At 64.8% G+C, this 18,674-nt stretch carries 19 protein-coding genes and 2 pseudogenes; 13 read left to right on the top strand and 8 right to left on the bottom strand.

The features are described from left to right. A pseudogene (locus DIE11_RS35345) lies at positions 1-146 on the bottom strand (AMP-dependent synthetase); the annotation flags it as partial. 314 nt (positions 147-460) lie between these two features. On the opposite strand from DIE11_RS35345, the gene DIE11_RS35335 reads away from it, so the two are divergent. The 9 genes from DIE11_RS35335 to DIE11_RS35295 all read left to right on the top strand — a co-directional run bounded on the left by DIE11_RS35335 (position 461) and on the right by DIE11_RS35295 (position 7,791). Continuing rightward, positions 461-1,378: a DMT family transporter gene (locus tag DIE11_RS35335; protein ID WP_124629800.1), complete on the top strand. Its 918-nt coding sequence runs from the start codon at positions 461-463 to the stop codon at positions 1,376-1,378. A 113-nt stretch (positions 1,379-1,491) separates the two neighbouring features. Next, on the top strand, positions 1,492-2,112 hold the full coding sequence (locus tag DIE11_RS35330) for a TIGR00645 family protein (RefSeq protein WP_124629799.1): 621 nt from the start codon (positions 1,492-1,494) through the stop codon (positions 2,110-2,112). A gap of 34 nt (positions 2,113-2,146) precedes the next feature. Next, positions 2,147-3,670 (top strand): fumarate hydratase, encoded by a 1,524-nt coding sequence (locus DIE11_RS35325; RefSeq protein ID WP_059600985.1) that lies wholly within the window; start codon positions 2,147-2,149, stop codon positions 3,668-3,670. A 193-nt stretch (positions 3,671-3,863) separates the two neighbouring features. Further along, on the top strand, positions 3,864-4,340 hold the full coding sequence (gene bfr / locus DIE11_RS35320; RefSeq protein WP_124629798.1) for a bacterioferritin: 477 nt from the start codon (positions 3,864-3,866) through the stop codon (positions 4,338-4,340). A gap of 46 nt (positions 4,341-4,386) precedes the next feature. Then, positions 4,387-5,250 carry a glutamate racemase gene (gene murI, locus DIE11_RS35315; protein ID WP_124629797.1) on the top strand — a complete coding sequence of 288 codons (864 nt, stop codon included), beginning with the start codon at positions 4,387-4,389 and terminating at the stop codon, positions 5,248-5,250. 150 nt (positions 5,251-5,400) lie between these two features. Beyond that, a complete protein-coding gene (locus DIE11_RS35310; protein ID WP_124629796.1) occupies positions 5,401-5,637 on the top strand; it encodes a bacterioferritin-associated ferredoxin in 237 nt (78 codons plus the stop codon). 217 nt (positions 5,638-5,854) lie between these two features. Continuing rightward, the gene (locus tag DIE11_RS35305; RefSeq protein WP_124629795.1) at positions 5,855-6,583 is read left to right on the top strand and encodes an energy transducer TonB; all 729 of its coding nucleotides are present in this window, start codon (positions 5,855-5,857) and stop codon (positions 6,581-6,583) included. 34 nt (positions 6,584-6,617) lie between these two features. Next, positions 6,618-7,349, top strand: coding sequence for a MotA/TolQ/ExbB proton channel family protein (locus DIE11_RS35300; protein ID WP_059600977.1), 732 nt, complete (start codon positions 6,618-6,620; stop codon positions 7,347-7,349). A 13-nt stretch (positions 7,350-7,362) separates the two neighbouring features. Continuing rightward, on the top strand, positions 7,363-7,791 hold the full coding sequence (locus DIE11_RS35295) for a biopolymer transporter ExbD (RefSeq protein ID WP_006754473.1): 429 nt from the start codon (positions 7,363-7,365) through the stop codon (positions 7,789-7,791). 379 nt (positions 7,792-8,170) lie between these two features. Here DIE11_RS35295 and DIE11_RS35285 read toward each other — a convergent pair whose 3' ends face one another. Then, on the bottom strand, positions 8,171-9,148 hold the full coding sequence (locus DIE11_RS35285) for a LysR family transcriptional regulator (RefSeq protein ID WP_124629794.1): 978 nt from the start codon (positions 9,146-9,148) through the stop codon (positions 8,171-8,173). 122 nt (positions 9,149-9,270) lie between these two features. Between DIE11_RS35285 and DIE11_RS35280 the strand changes: the two genes are divergently transcribed. From DIE11_RS35280 to hemP, 3 genes are all read left to right on the top strand, one after another. After that, complete coding sequence (locus DIE11_RS35280; RefSeq protein WP_124629793.1) at positions 9,271-10,143, top strand: pirin family protein; 873 nt, start codon at positions 9,271-9,273, stop codon at positions 10,141-10,143. A 99-nt stretch (positions 10,144-10,242) separates the two neighbouring features. Then, positions 10,243-10,725 (top strand): SRPBCC family protein, encoded by a 483-nt coding sequence (locus DIE11_RS35275; protein WP_059605541.1) that lies wholly within the window; start codon positions 10,243-10,245, stop codon positions 10,723-10,725. Between the two features lie 136 nt (positions 10,726-10,861). After that, positions 10,862-11,107 (top strand): hemin uptake protein HemP, encoded by a 246-nt coding sequence (hemP, locus tag DIE11_RS35270; RefSeq protein ID WP_059605544.1) that lies wholly within the window; start codon positions 10,862-10,864, stop codon positions 11,105-11,107. Between the two features lie 328 nt (positions 11,108-11,435). Here hemP and DIE11_RS35260 read toward each other — a convergent pair whose 3' ends face one another. The 5 genes from DIE11_RS35260 to uvrB form a co-directional block, all read right to left on the bottom strand. Beyond that, positions 11,436-12,833: a 4Fe-4S binding protein gene (locus tag DIE11_RS35260; protein ID WP_124629791.1), complete on the bottom strand. Its 1,398-nt coding sequence runs from the start codon at positions 12,831-12,833 to the stop codon at positions 11,436-11,438. Then, entirely contained in the window at positions 12,830-13,672 is an 843-nt protein-coding gene (locus DIE11_RS35255) for an FTR1 family protein (protein ID WP_059605551.1), read from the bottom strand. Before DIE11_RS35255 ends, DIE11_RS35260 begins: the two co-directional genes overlap by 4 nt. Positions 13,673-13,730: 58 nt before the next feature. Next, on the bottom strand, positions 13,731-14,063 hold the full coding sequence (locus DIE11_RS35250; protein ID WP_006760846.1) for a cupredoxin domain-containing protein: 333 nt from the start codon (positions 14,061-14,063) through the stop codon (positions 13,731-13,733). A gap of 55 nt (positions 14,064-14,118) precedes the next feature. Then, on the bottom strand, positions 14,119-14,670 hold the full coding sequence (locus tag DIE11_RS35245) for an iron transporter (RefSeq protein WP_057929472.1): 552 nt from the start codon (positions 14,668-14,670) through the stop codon (positions 14,119-14,121). Positions 14,671-14,897: 227 nt separating this feature from the next. Then, positions 14,898-16,988: an excinuclease ABC subunit UvrB gene (gene uvrB / locus DIE11_RS35240; protein ID WP_059605554.1), complete on the bottom strand. Its 2,091-nt coding sequence runs from the start codon at positions 16,986-16,988 to the stop codon at positions 14,898-14,900. Between the two features lie 250 nt (positions 16,989-17,238). Here uvrB and DIE11_RS35230 point away from each other — a divergent pair, with 250 nt between their 5' ends. After that, on the top strand, positions 17,239-18,438 hold the full coding sequence (locus tag DIE11_RS35230; RefSeq protein WP_059685426.1) for an amino acid aminotransferase: 1,200 nt from the start codon (positions 17,239-17,241) through the stop codon (positions 18,436-18,438). Between the two features lie 143 nt (positions 18,439-18,581). Here the strand turns inward: DIE11_RS35230 and DIE11_RS35225 are convergent. Continuing rightward, positions 18,582-18,674, bottom strand: a pseudogene (locus tag DIE11_RS35225) (3-hydroxybutyrate dehydrogenase); the annotation flags it as partial.

The following is an 18,674-nucleotide window of genomic DNA, read 5'->3' as shown; positions in this document are numbered from 1 at the left end:
CGCGCCCAGAAGCCCTCGTAATCCTGCTCGGCCTCGGCGGCAAGCGCCTGGTAGGCCGGCATGCCGGAAATGGTCGCCGCCTTCTCGAGCGCCTCGGGCGGCGCAAACTGACGGGTTTCGTGAAGAACCGATTCAATCGCAGACATCGACTACCCCTTGGTGAACATGAATCCTCTGCATGGCGGCGCGATCGTGCGCGCCGCGTCTTGGCCGGCGCTTGCGCGCCGCTGTCTCCCACTCACCCGCGCGCGCCCGAAGGCTGCGCGCGATGCTGCGCCGCACCACGTCACAAAACGATGGACGTACGGCCCGGCCCTATCCACGATAAGCGCTCGAACTTACCCGTCACTTACGCGACATCGCCGTTTCGCACGCCGCGCAGCGGCGCCTTGCAGTCTGCTTTACGCTGTTACGACCGCGACCCTACAATCCTAACTGAACTCGCCTCCCGGATTCCAGCTTGAATCGCTACGCCCTCTTCCTCATCCTGTCGATGCTGTTTGTCGGCAGCAACGTCGGTATCGGCAAATCCATCGTCGTCTTCGTCCCGGTCGTCATCCTCGCCACGCTGCGCTTCGTGATCGCGATCGCCGTGCTGTGGCCGCTGTTCAGCCCGGTGAAGATGCGTGCGGTCCGGCGCGCGGAATGGCTGAACCTGTTCCTGCAGGCATTCTTCGGCACCTTCATGTTTACGCTGCTGATGCTCAACGGCGTGCAACGCACGAGCGCGGTCGCGGCCGGCGTGATCACGAGCACCATCCCGGCCATCGTCGCGCTGTTCGCGTGGCTGATCCTGCGTGAAAAACCGAACGGCCGTGCGCTCGTGTCGATCGCGCTCGCGATCGCCGGCGTCGTGACGATCAACCTCGCCAACGGCAGCGCAGGCAGCGCGTCCGCGCACGGCGCCGGGGGCGCCTCGGCCGGCTCGCTGACCGGCAACCTGCTCATCCTTGGCGCGGTGTGCTGCGAATCGATCTACGTGATCCTGTCGCGCCGGCTCACGCAGACGCTCGCGCCGATCGACATCTGCGCGTATACGCACCTGTTCGGCCTGTGCCTGATGCTGCCGCTCGGCGCGTCGGCGTTGTGGCATTTCGATTACGCGAGCGTGCCGGCCGGTACGTGGGCGCTCGTCGTCTGGTACGGGCTGTCGGCCAGCATTTTCTCGTTCTGGCTGTGGATGAAAGGGATCCGGCACGTGCCGGGCAGCCTCGCCGGCGTGTTCAGCGCGGTGCTGCCGGTCGCGGCCGCCGCGTACGGCATCGCGTTCCTCGGCGAACGTCCGACGCTCGCGCACGGCATCGCGCTCGCGTGCGTCGTCAGCGGGATCGTGCTCGCGAGCCTGCGCGTGAAGCGCGTGCCGGCCGCCGCGTCCTGATCCGTCCCCTGCAGCCCCGGCGCGACGCTGCAGTCGCACCGGCCGACGCGTTACAATAGCGCGCCTTTTCAAGATTACCCCCGATACCTGCGCCCAGCGCCCGACCCTCCACCATGTCTGCCCCGCATTCGCCCGGCTCCATCCGTCGTCCCCTGCGCCCGCTGCCCGCGCTGATCTTCATGAGCCGCTGGCTCCAGGTTCCGCTTTATCTGGGCCTGATCGTCGCGCAGGCCGTCTATGTGTTCCTGTTCCTGAAGGAAGTCTGGCACCTGCTGTCGCATGCGACGAGCCTTGACGAGATCAGCGTGATGCTCGCGGTGCTCGGCCTGATCGACGTCGTGATGATCTCGAATCTGCTGATCATGGTGATCGTCGGCGGCTACGAGACGTTCGTGTCGCGCCTCGGCATCGAGGGCCACCCCGACGAGCCCGAGTGGCTCGACCATGTGAACGCGGGCGTGCTGAAGGTCAAGCTGTCGATGGCGCTGATCAGCATTTCGTCGATCCACCTGCTGAAGACCTTCATCAACCCCGACCAGCACACGACGCACGCGATCATGTGGCAGGTGATCATCCACGTGTCGTTCCTCGTGTCGGCGCTCGTGATGGCGTGGGTCGACCGCCTGACGACCCACACGCACCCGGCCCATTTCCACGAGCCGCACGCCCGCGACGCGCACGCGCCTGCAGCGAACGAGCCCCGCAAATCGGTCGAAGCCGCCGCCAACGCATAAACGTATTCCCCACAGTCCTCACAGAGTCTCAGCCATGACCGTCATCAAACAGGAAGACCTGATCCAGAGCATCGCGGATTCGCTGCAGTACATCAGCTACTACCATCCGCTCGACTACATCCAGGCCCTCGGCCGCGCGTACGAGCTGGAAGAGAGCCCGGCCGCGAAGGACGCGATCGCGCAGATCCTCACGAACAGCCGCATGTGCGCGGAAGGCCGTCGCCCGATCTGCCAGGACACCGGCATCGTCACGATCTTCGTGAAGGTCGGCATGGACGTGCGCTGGGACGGCGCGACGATGGGTCTCACCGACATGATCAACGAAGGCGTGCGCCGCGGTTACACGCACCCGGACAACGTGCTGCGCGCATCGATCGTCAATCCGCCGGAAGGCGCCCGCAAGAACACGAAGGACAACACGCCGGCCGTGATCCACTACGAGATCGTGCCGGGCGACAAGGTCGACGTGCAGGTCGCGGCAAAGGGCGGCGGCTCGGAGAACAAGTCGAAGTTCGTGATGCTGAACCCGTCCGACTCGATCGTCGACTGGGTACTGAAGACGGTCCCGACGATGGGCGCGGGCTGGTGCCCGCCGGGCATGCTCGGGATCGGCATCGGCGGCACTGCCGAAAAGGCGATGCTGATGGCGAAGGAATCGCTGATGGAGCCGATCGACATCCAGGAAATCATCGCGCGCGGCCCGAAGGACTGGGTCGAGGAACTGCGCGTCGAACTGCACGAGAAGGTCAACGCGCTCGGCATCGGCGCGCAGGGCCTCGGCGGCCTCGCGACCGTGCTCGACGTGAAGATCATGGCCGCGCCGACGCACGCGGCGTCGAAGCCGGTCGCACTGATCCCGAACTGCGCGGCCACGCGCCACGCGCACTTCGTGCTCGACGGCTCGGGCCCCGCGAAGCTCGAGGCGCCGTCGCTCGACGCCTGGCCGAAGGTCCAGTGGGAACCCAACACGGAAACCAGCAAGCGCGTCGACCTGAACACGCTGACCCCGGAAGAAGTCGCGAGCTGGACGCCGGGCCAGACGCTGCTGCTGTCGGGCAAGATGCTCACGGGCCGCGACGCCGCGCACAAGCGCATCGCCGACATGCTCGCGAAGGGCGAGAAGCTGCCGGTCGACTTCACGAACCGCGTGATCTACTACGTCGGCCCGGTCGATCCGGTGCGTGACGAAGTGGTCGGCCCGGCAGGCCCGACGACGGCCACGCGGATGGACAAGTTCACCGAGACGATGCTGGCCCAGACGGGTCTGATCTCGATGATCGGCAAGGCCGAGCGCGGCCCGGTCGCGATCGACGCGATCAAGAAGCACAAGGCGGCGTACCTGATGGCGGTCGGCGGTGCGGCTTACCTCGTGTCGAAGGCGATCCGCGGCGCGAAGGTGCTCGCATTCGAAGACCTCGGCATGGAAGCGATCTACGAGTTCGACGTGCAGGACATGCCGGTGACGGTCGCCGTCGATTCATCGGGCACGTCGGTGCACCAGACCGGCCCGAAGGAGTGGCAGGCGAAGATCGGCAAGATCCCGGTCGCAACCGCTTAAGCGCGCTCGCACGAAAGGCCGGACGGATGTCCGGCCTTTTTACTTCTCATTCTCGTTATTGCGCGCGGCCCGTTATCCCGGGCCGATTCTCATTACCCGCAAAAGGCAGGCCCGACAAGGCTTCGAGGCTTGGCTTTTCTCGTTCGAGCGATTATCGTTCGGTTTCTGAAGCCCCACTGAACAAGGAACAGCCATGCAAGGCGACAAGAAAGTCATTGAATACCTGAACGCCCAACTGAAGAACGAACTCACGGCGATCAACCAGTACTTCCTGCATGCGCGCATGTACAAGCACTGGGGCCTCGAGAAGCTCGGCAAGCACGAATACGACGAATCGATCGGCGAAATGAAGCATGCCGACTGGCTGATCGAGCGCGTGTTCATGCTTGACGGCCTGCCGAACCTGCAGGACCTGCACAAGCTGCTGGTCGGCGAGGAAACCGAAGAGATCCTGAAGTGCGACCTGAAGCTCGAGCAGGTCTCGCAGTCCACGTGCAAGGAAGCGATCGCTTACTGTGAATCGGTGCGTGACTACGTGTCGCGCGAGATCTTCGAAAAGATCCTCGACGACACCGAAGAGCACATCGACTGGCTGGAAACGCAGATCGACCTGATCGGCAAGGTCGGCCTGCAGAACTACCAGCAGACGATGATGGGTTCGCCCGAGTAATCGCCACACCCGCCACACCCGCCACGATCGCCACCTCGCCTTCCGCATGACGACGACGAACCAACCCGCCGCTTCCGGGGTCCGCCCCGCCGCCCCCATCGGCATCTTCGATTCGGGGCTCGGCGGCCTGTCGGTGCTGCGAGCCGCGCGCGCGTACCTGCCCGGCGAGTCGTTCGTCTATGTCGCCGATTCGCACCACGCACCGTATGGTCCGCGCGACGAGGCATTCATTACGGAGCGCACGCTTGCCATCGGCGAGTGGCTAGCCCGCGAAGGCGCGAAAGCGCTCGTGATCGCGTGCAACACCGCGACGGCGCGAGCGATCGCAGCCATCCGCGAGCGCCTGTCGATACCGCTCGTGGGTGTCGAGCCGGGCATCAAGCCGGCCGCCGCGCTGTCCGCGACCGGTGTCGCGGGCGTGCTCGCCACGCAATCGACGCTGAACAGCCCGCGCTTCCAGGCGCTGCTCGACCGCTACGGCGCCGGCCGTCGCTTCATCTGCCAGCCCGGCCACGGGCTCGTCGAAGCGATCGAACGCGGCGACACGAACTCGCCCGCGTTGCGCGCGTTGCTCGAGCGTTACCTGCAGCCGATGCTCGACGACGGCGCCGATACGCTGGTGCTCGGCTGCACGCACTACCCGTTCTTCACGGAAACGATCCGTGATCTTGTCGGCGACCGGCTGACGATCGTCGATACGAGCGATGCCATCGCCCGGCAGCTCACGCGGGTGCTCGACGAACGCGGCCTGCGCGCGCCGGCCGGCACGCGTGCCGCGCCGCCACGCTTCTGCTCGACGAGCGACGGCCTGCAACTGCGCGCACTCGCATCGTCGCTGCTCGGCCTCGACGTGCCGGTCGAATCCGTCACCATTTCCTCGCCGAACGCGCGCGCCTGCGCGACCGTCTGACGCGGGCCGGCACGCCGCCGGTTCGCCCTCTCCCGCTCCGCCACCCGTTTCAAGGGTCCGATGGCCTTAAAAAAAGCCGAACCCGGGCTTGTCAACGTCCGCAAATTTAATGATAATAATTCGCATTACCGTTAGCTATCGCAACTCATCATGATCGTCTGCGTGTGCAAGTCTGTTTCCGATCGCAAGATTCGCGCGTCCCTCGCCAAGGGCGTGAACTCTTTCGATGAACTCCAGTTCGAGCTCGGCGTGGCCACGTGCTGCGGCAAGTGCGAGGAGTCCGTACGCGACCTCATGGCCGAGCAAGGCGTCTGCGCGAGCCGGTGCGGTGTCGAGCATCATGCTCATCCGATCCCGGTCACGTTCTACGACCGCAAGGCCGCCTGAGCGGCGCCGAGCGTACCCGTGCGGCTGAAGCCGCATTTGATGTCCTTCCGTCAGCAAGCCATCTTTCGCGCGAGCCAGCGGCTTACCTGCCAAGGAGCCTGTCATGGAATTGCTGATCGGATTTGTGACCACCGTGTGCATCTCGCTGCTGATCTTCCGCAAGTAATACCGATTCACCCGCCGCGCCCCGGGTGCGACGTCGTTCTTTCAAGCTAACATGCAGGCTTCGCAATCCGCTCCTGCCGGCGTCTTGCCGGCTGCCCCACGTATGAATCCCCGGGTCATCACCGTCGCGGTCGGTGTGCTTGCCGCACATGCGATCATGCTGACGGCCGCGTGGCTCCATCGCAACGCGCCGCCGCCGAAGACGGTCGAAGTCCAGTCGATCACGGCGCAACTCATCCCGCCTGCGCCGGCCGCTCAGCCGGTCGCGGTCGAATCGGCTGCGCAACCCGCGCCACCGAAGCCCACGCCGCGCGTCAAGCCGAAGGTCGAACCGAAACCGGTGCAGAAAGCCGTCAAGCCGACGCCCCAGCCGGTCGCACAATCACCGTCTCCGACGCCCGCCCCGGCAGCCGATCCGACACCCGCGCCCACCGCACCCGCCGCCCCCGCTGCGCCGGCGGTCACGCCCGGTCCGGCCCGTGAGACGATGCAAGTCAGCGCGCCGAAGAACGTATCGGCGCTCAAGTGCAGTTTCGTGAAGCCCACCTATCCGTCGATGTCGCGTCGCCGCGGCGAAACGGGCACGGCCTATGTTCACTTCGTCATCGGCTTGACGGGCAAGATCGAAAGTGTCGAGTTGCAAAAGAGCAGCGGCTACCCGCGCCTCGACGAGGCTGCGCTGGATGCGACACGCGCCAGCACCTGCCCGCCGTACCTCGAGAACGGGCAAGCGATCCGCGCCGCCCATACGCTGCCCTTCAACTTCACGCTCGACGATTAACCCGCCTCATTCGAAAGATTCAAAGGAAACAAAAATGCAAAGCTACGGTATCGCGCACGTCTGGGCGCAAGGTGATTTCGTCACGCGCGCCATCGCGATCACGCTGCTCGTGATGTCGGTCCTGTCGTGGATCGTGATCATCGTCAAGGGCTGGAACGTGGTTCGCCTGAACCGTCTCACGAAGAATGCCGAGCAGGCATTCTGGCATTCGGACGATTTCAACGACGGCATCAAGAAGCTCGGCCTCGCCGCATCGACGCCGAGCGACAACCCGTTCCTCGCGCTCGCGCTGTCGGGCAAGGAAGCCGCCGATCACCACCATCAGACGCAACCGCATCTGCACGACCGCATGGACGTGTCGGACTGGGTCACGCGCTGCCTGAAGGACACGATGGACGAGGGCATTTCGCGCATGCAGGCCGGTCTCGCGATTCTCGCGTCGATCGGCAGCACGGCGCCGTTCGTCGGCCTGTTCGGCACGGTCTGGGGCATCTACCACGCACTGCTCGCAATCGGTGCAACCGGCCAGACGTCGATCGACCAGGTCGCGGGCCCGGTGGGCGAGTCGCTGATCATGACGGCCTTCGGCCTGTTCGTCGCGATTCCCGCAGTGCTCGGCTACAACGCACTGACCCGTGCGAACAAGGGCGTCGTCAGCAAGCTGCGCCGCTTCGCGCACGGCCTGCACGCATACTTCGTGACCGGTGCGCGCCTCGCGTCGTCGTCGCCCCGCGACGGCCTGCGCCTTGCTTCGCGCGCCAGCTGAGACGAGGTGAACCATGGCAATGAACACCGGCTTCAGCGATGACGACGACGATGGCGTGATGAGCGAGATCAACATGACGCCGCTCGTCGACGTCATGCTCGTACTCCTGATCATTTTCCTCGTGACGATTCCGGCGATGCAGCACGCGGTGAAGATCGACCTGCCGCACGCGAGCAGCCAGCCCGTCGACGAAAAGCCGCAGACCGTCGACGTCGCGATCCAGGGCAATGGCACGATCCTGTGGAACGACCAGACGGTCACGCGCGAGCAGTTGCAGGCGCACATCGCGGAAGCGGCACAGCATCAGCCGCAACCGGAGTTGCACCTGCGCGCCGACCGCAAGGTTGCATATGAGCGTGTGGCCGAAGTGATGTCCGATGCGCAGGCCGGCGGCCTGACGAAGCTCGGCTTCGTGACGGAGCCGACTGCGAAGGCGAAGTAACGCACACGCATTCGCTACGCGACGGTGGCCTCGCCGGCCGCGCCTGGCCGGCCGCGCACAAAGTAAAAGGCCTTCATCGCCAGATGAAGGCCTTTTTTCATGCGCACGCGGGCGCCTTCGGGCGGCGGGCTCTTCGGCGGTATCGGTTGCGCCTCGAGCAACGCAAATGCGACTACCGTGGTCTGCACGGACTGCGCGTTCTGCCCTATCTGGCTCGCAATATATGCGGCCACCTGATTCCGCTCAGAACTTCCTTCGCGAAATGGGATTTCAATATAGGCCTGCCCGCGTATGCATTCAAGGTCCCGGCGATTGAAACTTGCGATTGCCGGCGGCGCTTCAATGACAAAACAAATTTGCCACGACGCGCATCTTGCATTCAGGTGGCCGAAGCATCGGCCGCCGCCGCGTCCTGTTTCGCGCGCTCGGGGCACCCCGGCTGCTTGTATTCGCCATGGTCGAGCTTCTCGACCAGATAGTCGACGAACGCGCGCACGGCGGGCGGCATGCCCTGCCGCGACACGAACACTGCATAGAGTTGCGGCACCGGCAGCGTCCAGCCCGGCATCACCGGCGACAACTGCCCCGCACGCAACGCATTGCCGTACATCATCTCGGGCAGCGCCGCGATGCCGAGACCGTCGAGCACGGCCTCGCGGATCGTCATCAGGTCGGCCGTCACGAGCCGCGGGTCGTGCTCGTGCAAGTGACGCGTGCCGTCCGGCGCGATCAGGCTGAACACGTGCCGCCCGTCGACGCTCGGCGTATCGAGCGTCTCGAAGTGCGCCAGGTCGTCCGGCACGAGCGGTGGCGCATTCTGGTTCAGCAGGCTCGGCGCGCCGACCAGCATCTGCTCGGTCCGCCACAGCGGCCGCACGACGATGTTCGCGTTCTGCGGCGGCTCCGAGCGCACGCGCAACGCAACGTCGATCGAATCCTCGAACAGGTCGATCACGCGATTCGTCACACGGATATGCACCTTCACCTCGGGATAGCGGTGCAGAAATTCGGGGAGGATGCGCGACAGCATCGTCTGCGACAACGTCACGGGGACGCTCACGCGCACCGAGCCGCGCGGCGACGCGCGCAACTGCTGCACGGCGTTCATCGCGGCCTGGGCTTCGGCGAGCATCGCCTGGCAATGCTGGTAGAACAGCTCCCCCGCCTCGGTCAACGCGAGCTTGCGTGTCGAGCGCTGCAGCAGGCGCACGCCGAGCGCCGCCTCGAGTTCGGTCAGGCGCCGCGACAGGCGCGATTTCGAGATACCCAGCACGCGTTCCGCAGCCGAGAAACCGCCGTGTTCGACGACCTGCGAAAAGTACATGAGGTCGTTCAGGTTGTGTGCATCGATGTTCATGTCATCGTTCCAATTTCAGAACAATCCATTGCGAACCGCCGCAAATCGGACCGTAAAACGCCCAATATAATAGCGCCATGTTTCAAAAATGACGCTATTCCGATGATATCGAGGGCTTCTGCATGACGACCGCTCGCTCGCTTGACCGCACGTACCCCGCGCTTCGCACGACCGAAGGCGGCGGCTTCGTGGTTCACCGCCCGTTCCCGACCCGGCTGCTGATGGATTTCGATCCGTTCCTGCTGCTCGACGAAATGGGCCCCGTCGACTATGCCCCTGGCGAAGCCAAGGGCGCGCCCGACCATCCGCATCGCGGCTTCGAGACGGTCACCTACGTGCTCGACGGGCGTTTTCGTCATCGCGACTCGGCCGGCCATGCTGGCACGCTCGGGCCTGGTGACGTGCAGTGGATGACGGCCGGCGCGGGCGTCGTGCACAGCGAAATGCCGGATCCCGAGTTCGCGCAGGCCGGCGGACGCTCGCACGGCTTTCAGCTGTGGGTCAACCTGCCGCGGCGCGACAAGCTGATCGCACCGCGCTACCAGGAGATCCCGGCCGGCCGCATCCCGACCGCGACGTCGCCCGACGGCCGCACGCAGGTCCGCGTGATCGCCGGCGAAGCCTTCGGTGTGCGCGCGGCGATCGAGACGCGCACGCCGATCCTCTACCAGCATTTCACGCTGCAACCGGGTGCAACGGTCACGCAGCCGGTACCGGCAGGTTATCGCGTGTTCGCCTACCCGCTCGAGGGAGCCGGCCGCTACGGGCCCGACAGGCAGCAAATCGACGCGCGACAGATGATCGTCTACGGTGACGATGGCGACGCGGTGACGTTCGAGGCCGGCGATATGCCGCTCGACCTGCTGCTGATCGGCGGCGTGCCGCTCAACGAGCCGATCGTCCGCTATGGCCCGTTCGTGATGAATACCGAGGAAGAGATCCGGCAGGCCGTCATCGACTACCAGACCGGCCGCATGGGTTCCATCGAGGCATGACGTCCGATCGGGGCCACAGGTGCCGCGAAGCTGCGCGTTTTGCGTCACAATGTTTTTTTGATCCATGTGGCCGCCCGCCACCAGAAGGAACCCGTCCCCTTGAACTTCGAACATCTGATCCAGATCAACTCCGACGATCCGGCCGTGCCGTCCCTTACCCGCGACCAGCTCTGGGAAGGCCTCGTGCTGCGCGCCGAACAGCCGCAGCTGTTCGTGATCGGCCTCGACAGCTGTGTCGTCCTTGAACGGACGGATACCACGCTCGAACGCGAGCTGCACTACGGGCATGCGACCGTGCGCGACCGCGTGACGTTCACCCCGAACCAGCAAGTGCGCTACGACATCCATGCGGCCGGCGGCGAAATCGGCGGCTCGCTGACGATGACGATCGAGGAACGCGACGACCACGAGTTGTTCCTGCGCTTCGAATACCACACGACGCTGACCGTCACGGACGACAGCGAGGAAGCGCGCCAGACGCACGGCATCGTCAAGGAAGCGTATCGCACGTCGGACATCGACACGGTGCGCCTGATCCGCGAATACGCACAGGGACGCAAGGACCCTGACCCGCTCCACTGACGTCGGCGGCGGCCTGCGAGCCGCCCTTTGATTCAAGCTATCGGATTCGTCATATCGATCGATAAAGAGTTTTGTAAATGGGAATAGTTATCATTTAGAATTCATTCCATCGTATCGACAGTCACCGATCAACCGAATGACCGACACCACGCGCCCGACCACGCTGACGTTGCGCCGCACGACCGGCACCGCAAGCGCCAACCGCCAGAAGACGGCAGCGGTCACGACGCCGGCGAAACCTGCCGGTAGTCACGATGCCGGCACCCGGACCCTCAGCAGCGATGCGCTGCTGCAAGGCCGCAGCCACATCAGCATCGCGCACAACGGAGAGACGTATCAGTTGCGTGCCACGCGGCTCGGCAAGCTGATCCTGACGAAGTAACGACAGAGTATTGTGGGGACCACCTCCCTGAGAGGTGTTGGGCAGTAGCCAGCGTAACGGCTTGCACGCGAGATCTAGACCCCTTCGTGCAAACACACTCAAGCAGCCGTTGCAGCAAGCCAAGCCACTTTTTTTTGGTTCTCGCACAAGGAAGAAAAAAAGCGACACGTCCTTCGACGTGTCGCTTTTTTTTGTCGGTGCGTCCGGATGCAAAGAGAAAGGCATCGCGGCTGTCGGCACTTCAGCTTCAGCGCGTTCCGGAGCCCGACGGCGAAATATACGCTCGCCTGCTGCTCCGGAGCCCGGCCACACGGCCGTCAAGACCGCGTCAGAAACCCCAGAACATCAACCACCATGCGCTGTCGACCACGGCCAGGCCTGCCGCGAACCACGCGAATGCCGCCAGTCGACGCGACCAGGCCGCATAGCGCCCCGTCACCTTCCATGCGAGCCAGGCGCTCCATGCGTTGGCGCCGACCAGAATCGCGATGCGAACGTCGGTCGCCCAGCCGAGCGGCACGTGCTCCGCCCGCAGCAGCGACAGCGTCGTCGCCGACAGCCCGAGGAACACGCCGGCTCCCGCGATCGGGATCAGCGCCTGCGCGAGATGATGAAGACGCACGCGGTCGAAACGGCCGAGCATCAGCGTCGCGCCGGCCAGCAGCACGAGCAGCGCGGTGCCATACACGAGCCCCGTGCCGACGATGTAGCTGACGACCAGCCCGCCGTCGAGCCACGAGAACACATCGTTTCGATCCGGATAGTGCGTGAGCAGGAACCACGGGGCATTCGTCTCGAGTGGCCACGTGATGTCGCGATCAATGAGCCAGCCCGCGAGCCATTGCTTGATCTGCACGAACCACGGGCTGACGGTCCAGTGAAACGCACCGATCGCGACGCCGAGCAGGCCGTACAGGATCAGCGCCGTGTCCCACGGATTCGCCTGCTGCGCGCCAAGGTTCACGACCTCGTCGGACGGCGAGCGCCACGACAGCGCGATTGCATCGCGGTGCCCGCTGCATCGGCCGCACATATGGCACGAGGCCGCGCCCTTCATGTTGCGCAACGGCACGAGCGGCGCGCAATTGATCGGAATCACGCGATGCCCGTGCTCGCCGTTCTTGTACGAGCGACGCCAAGCATCCTCATCGACCTTGTAGCGCATCGGCGCGAGCCGCGCGAGCAGCCCGAACACACCGTTGACCGGGCACAGGTACTTGCACCACACGCGCTTCTCGCGGCCGTACAGCACACCTATCACGATCGCGCCGACGGTCGAGCCGCCGAGCACGAACAGCACCGCGAGCGGATACTGGTACACGCTCACCATCTGCCCGTAGATCGTCGTGAGCCCGAATGCGACGAACGGCCAACCGCCCCACCGCATCCAGCGCGGAATCGCGCCGCCGCGGCCGAACTTGCTCGCATATTCGGTCAGCGCGCCTTCCGGGCACAGCACGCCGCACCAGACGCGGCCGAGCATCACCATCGACAGCAGCACGAACGGCCACCAGATGCCCCAGAACACGAACTGCGCGATCAGCGTGAGATTGCTCCACAGATGCGCGGAATCGTCGGGCAGCGGCAATACTGCGGGCACGATGATCAGGAACGCGTAGACGGCGACGACGACCCACTGGATGCCGCGGATCACCGCGCCGTGGCGCTGCATCCACTGACCGGCCTGCGCGAGCCAGCCCGGCTTGGCTGCGGCAACAACACTCATGCCGCGCGACCTGCAGGGACGACCGGACGACGGCTCGCGCGCTTCATCAGCAGCCAGACCACCGCCCAGTACACCGCATAGGCGATCAGGTTGGTCAGCGCCGGGTGCGCCCGGTAGCCCGTCAGCGTCGCGACGAGCGAACCGAACGTGCCGGAGTCGTCGAGAATCGACGAGGTATCCCACACCTGCGAAATGCCGAGCGGCAGGATTTCCTTGTCGATCAGCTTGTCGACGCCGGTCTGGAACAGGCCCGCACCGAGGAACAGCAGCATCACTTCGGTGACGCGGAAGAAATGCCGCCACGAGAAGTACTTGCCGCCAAGCTGCAGCAGATAGAACGTGAGGAACGCGAGGCCCAGGCCGATCACGACCGCGAGCATCTGGCTGCCGTCCACGTGCCCCGACTGACCGAAACCGAGGCCGTACAGGAAGATCACCGTCTCGCTGCCTTCGCGAGCGATCGCGAGCGCGACCAGCACGGCGACGCCCCACCAGTTCGAATCGCGCGTGCTCTGCTGCAGCGACTGCTCCATGTCACGCTTCAGCGTGCGGCCGTGCCGGCGCATCCACAGCACCATCTGCACGATCAGCACGCACGCGATGAGCACCATCGCGGTCTGGAAATAGTCCTGCGCGTCGCCGGACAGCACTTCGGTAAAGCCGACGAGCGCGGCGCCGAGACCGACCGCCATCAGCAGGCCGACTGCCACGCCCGTCCACAGAAACGGCAGGCCGCGGCGCGCGTCGTCGTCGCCGTTCTTCAGCCATGCATAGAGGATGCCGACGACGAGCAGCGCTTCGACGCTCTCCCGCCAGACGATGAACAAGATCTGACCCATTGAATCCTCCTGACGCGCGGCGCAAGACACTCGTACGCCCGCACGCAGATAAAACGCATTACTTCGCGACGATCACGCCCTGTGCCTGCTGGTGGAAATCGTCGAAAAACTTGTATTCGCCCGGCGACAGCGGGGCGACGACCACGAACGAATCCGCGCCCGGCGCAAGCACCTTCTCCTTGCGCAACTGCACGCTCTCGAATTCGGCGGCGCCCTTGCCGGTATTCCTGATCTCGATCTTGAAGCGCTGGCCGGCCGGCACTTCGATGCGGGCGGGATTCAGCTTGCCGTCCGTCATCTCGAGCTTGAACGTCGGCAGATCGGCGGCATGCGCCGCGCCGGCGAGCCACAGCGCGGCGGCTGCGGCAACGATTTTCTGGGGAAATTTCATTCTGGGTTCTCTGCGCCGACGGCGCGCCGAAGCACGCCGTCCGTGATGCCACCGATCAGTACCCGCCCTTCTTGCCGATGCCGGCGAACGGGAAGTCATATTCGAGGGTGATGGGCTTGAACCATGCGCCCACGCCCGTTTCCTTGTCGACGTGACGGCCGAACGCCATGTGGCCTGACTGCATCGGCGGCTTGACGGTCATCGTCAGGTGATACTTGCCCGGGCCGGCGAGCTTCACGTTGTCGCCATAGTGCGGTCCGTCGCTCGCGACCATGCCCATCAGGTCGCCTTCGGCCTTCCACTTCGTGTCGCCCTGCTTCGTCAGCTTGTACGTGACCTGCAGGTACGGCATCCAGTCGCCTTCCGCGAAACCCGTCGGGTTGTTCTTGACCGCGTGGATGTCCGCCTCGAGGTGGATATCGGAATCCGACGCCTTGCGCATCATCCCTTCCGGATCCATCGTGATCGGCTGCAGGTACACCGCGCCGATCTCCATGCCGCCCTGGATCTGCTGCTTGCCGATCGGATATTCGGCCGCCGAGGCCGACATCGCGGCAAGCGCCGCCGCTACCGCAACCGACGTGCGGATGAACGAAGAACCCAACATGGACACTCCTTGTTATTTGTCTGACTATCTTGACGACATGCGCGCCGCCTCCGGGGCGGCACGCTGAAAACACTAACGCAATGAAGAACGTTAATGCGAACTATTCTCAATACTTGCGAAGTTTAGCACCGAACCAGCTTCGGAACAAACGAGACACCGTGTAAACCCCTGATCCGACAAGGCTTACAGACCCGTTACTGACAGATTTTGGTGACGCTTGGAAAGATTTACCGGCCGCCGTTGATGTGGTCGCCGACGTTCGCGCCGAACACGCGCTCGCGCAACAGCGCAAGCTGGTCGCGCGTCGCGGCGGCCTTCTCGAACTCGAGGTTCTTCGCGTAGTCGGCCATCTGCTTCTCGAGACGCTTGATTTCCTTCGCGAGCTGCTTCTCCGACATATCCTCGAATTTCGCGCGCTGCTGCGCTTCCTTCAGCTCCGCGCGCGCCTCGTCGGCGTTGTACACGCCGTCGATGATGTCCTTGATGCGCTTCACGACACCGCGCGGCGTAATGCCCATTTTCTCGTTGTGCGCGATCTGCTTCGCGCGGCGCCGCTCGGTCTCGCCGATCGCGCGCTTCATCGATTCGGTCATCCTGTCGGCGTAGAGGATCGCCTTGCCGTTCACGTTGCGCGCCGCGCGGCCGATCGTCTGGATCAGCGAGCGCTCGGCACGCAGGAAGCCTTCCTTGTCCGCATCGAGAATCGCGACGAGCGACACTTCCGGAATGTCGAGGCCCTCGCGCAGCAGGTTGATCCCGACCAGCACGTCGAACGTGCCGAGCCGCAGGTCGCGGATGATCTCGACCCGCTCCACCGTGTCGATGTCGCTATGCAGGTAGCGCACCTTGACGCCGTGGTCGGCCAAGAACTCTGTGAGCTGCTCGGCCATGCGCTTCGTCAGCACGGTGATCAACACCCGCTCGCCGGCCTTCACGCGCGCATTGATCTCCGTCAGCACGTCGTCGACCTGCGAACTCGCCGGGCGCACTTCGATTTCCGGATCGACGAGCCCGGTCGGCCGCACCACCTGCTCGGCGACCTGCCCCGTCACGCGCTGCTCGTAGTCGGCCGGCGTCGCCGACACGAACACCACCTGGCGCATCTTGCGTTCGAACTCCGGGAACTTGAGCGGCCGGTTGTCCAGCGCCGACGGCAGCCGGAAGCCATAGTTGACGAGGTTTTCCTTGCGCGCGCGGTCGCCGTTGTACATGCCGTTCAGCTGGCCGATCAGCACGTGCGATTCGTCGAGCAGCATCAGCGCGTCGGGCGGCAGGTAGTCGACGAGCGTCGGCGGCGGCTCGCCGGGCGCGGCGCCCGAAAAGTGCCGCGAGTAGTTCTCGATGCCCTTGCAGAAGCCGAGCTCCTGCAGCATCTCGAGGTCGAAGCGCGTGCGCTGCTCGAGGCGCTGCGCCTCGACGAGCTTGCCGTTGCTGTGGAAGAACTCGAGGCGCTCGCGCAATTCGTCCTTGATCGTCTCGACCGCCCGCATCACGGTGTCGCGCGGCGTCACGTAGTGCGACGACGGATACACGGTGAAGCGCGGGATCTTCTGTCGCACGCGCCCGGTCAGCGGGTCGAACAGCTGCAGCGTCTCGACCTCGTCGTCGAACAGCTCGACGCGCACGGCCAATTCCGCGTGCTCGGCCGGGAAGATGTCGATCGTGTCGCCGCGCACGCGGAACGTACCGCGCTGGAAGTCCTGTTCGTTGCGCGAGTACTGCATCGCGATCAGCCGCGCGATCACGTCGCGCTGGCCGAGCTTGTCGCCGGTGCGCAGCGTCAGGATCATCTGGTGGTATTCGGACGGGTTGCCGATACCGTAGATCGCCGACACCGTCGCGACGATCACCACGTCGCGGCGCTCCATCAGGCTCTTCGTCGCCGACAGCCGCATCTGCTCGATGTGCTCGTTGATCGACGAATCCTTCTCGATGAACAGGTCGCGCTGCGGCACGTACGCTTCCGGCTGGTAATAGTCGTAGTACGACACGAAGTACTCGACCGCGTTGCGCGGGAAGAACTCGCGAAATTCCGCGTAGAGCTGCGCCGCGAGCGTCTTGTTCGGCGCGAACACGATTGCCGGGCGGCCGAGCCGCGCGATCGTGTTGGCCATCGTGAAGGTCTTGCCCGAACCGGTCACGCCGAGCAGCGTCTGGAATGCGAGGCCGTCGCCGACACCTTCGACGAGCGTTTCGATCGCGGTCGGCTGGTCGCCTGCGGGCGGATACGGTTGGTACAACTGGAACGGCGACCCTTCGAAGGTCACGAATTTCGATTCGTCGAGCGCGTCGCCGACTTCGGCGTGATGTTCGGACATGGAGTGCGGCCGGAGCGAGGGCAAAAAAACTATTCTAGCGCTTCGCGGCGTTGCGAACCGCTGACGGCTCCTGACGCGCGGCAACCGCCCGAAATCGCAATTCGCCGCGCGATCGCCGCCTCCGGCAGCGTGAATTCGCTACAATGTCAGGCTGCTGCGCTTTCCGGCGCCGTGCCTGTTGGCGCGCGGTCCGCTGCGCCTGCCCCGCCGGCTGAAAGCCTGACCCTCTTTTCACTACTGCCGAATCATCATGTCGCTCTTCTCCGCTGTCCAGCTTGCTCCCCGCGACCCGATCCTGGGCCTGAACGAAGCCTTCAACGCCGATACGCGCCCGACCAAGGTCAACCTCGGCGTCGGTGTGTACACGAACGAAGAAGGCAAGATTCCGCTGCTGCGCGCCGTTCGCGAAGCGGAAAAGGCGCGTGTCGACGCCGGCCTGCCGCGCGGCTACCTGCCGATCGACGGGATCGCCGCGTACGACGCAGCGGTGCAGAAGCTGCTGCTCGGCAACGATTCGCCGCTGATCGCTGCGGGCCGCGTGGTCACGGCGCAGGCACTGGGCGGCACGGGCGCACTGAAGATCGGTGCCGATTTCCTTCGCACCGTGAACCCGAACGCGAAGGTCGCAATCAGCGATCCGAGCTGGGAAAACCACCGCGCACTGTTCGAAGCCGCCGGCTTCGAAGTCGTCGCATACCCGTACTACGACGCCGCCACCAACGGCGTGAACTTCGAAGGCATGCTGTCGGCGCTGAACGGCTATGCGGCGGGCACGATCGTCGTGCTGCACGCGTGCTGCCACAACCCGACCGGCGTCGACCTGACCGAAGCGCAATGGCAGCAGGTCGTCGACGTCGTCAAGGCGCGCAACCTCGTGCCGTTCCTCGACATGGCCTACCAGGGCTTCGGCGAGAACATCGAGGCCGATGCCGCCGCGGTGCGTCTCTTTGCCGCTGCCGACCTGAATGCGTTCGTGTCGTCGTCGTTCTCGAAGTCGTTCTCGCTGTACGGCGAGCGCGTCGGCGCGCTGTCGATCATCACGTCGAGCAAGGAAGAAGCGACGCGCGTGCTGTCGCAACTGAAGCGCGTGATCCGCACGAACTACTCGAACCCGCCGACCCATGGCGGCGCCGTCGTCGCGGCCGTGCTCGCGTCGCCTGAACTGCACGCTTCGTGGGTGCAGGAACTCGGCGAAATGCGCGATCGCATCCGCGCGATGCGCAACGGCCTCGTCGAACGCCTGAAGGCGAGCGGTGTCGATCGCGACTTCAGCTTCATCAACGCGCAGCGCGGGATGTTCTCGTATTCGGGCCTGACCTCGGCGCAAGTCGATCGCCTGCGCGAAGAGTTCGGCATCTACGCAGTCGGCACCGGCCGGATCTGCGTTGCGGCGCTGAACACGCGCAACCTCGATGCGGTCGCCAATGCGGTCGCAGCGGTCCTGAAGTAAGCCGGTGTCAGCGGGTAGCAGCCCGCCCTGCCGAAACAACAAACGCGCTCCCCGGAGCGCGTTTTTTTCTTGCCGTTCCACTACCGGCGAATGCTGCCTGCAGCACAAGCGGCGCGCAGCGCGGCCGCCCGTGCCGGAGCCCGTTACTGCATGAACCAACCGTGGCTGACGACGAACGACTGGCCCGTGAGCGCGGCGCTCGGGAACGCCGACAGGAACAGCACCGTCTGCGCGAC

The sequence above is a fragment of the Burkholderia sp. Bp9012 genome (assembly GCF_003853825.1).
Classification (GTDB): Bacteria; Pseudomonadota; Gammaproteobacteria; order Burkholderiales; family Burkholderiaceae; genus Burkholderia; species Burkholderia diffusa.
The sequence above is the reverse complement of the archived record's forward strand: the minus strand, read 5'-3'. Positions and strand labels throughout refer to the sequence as shown.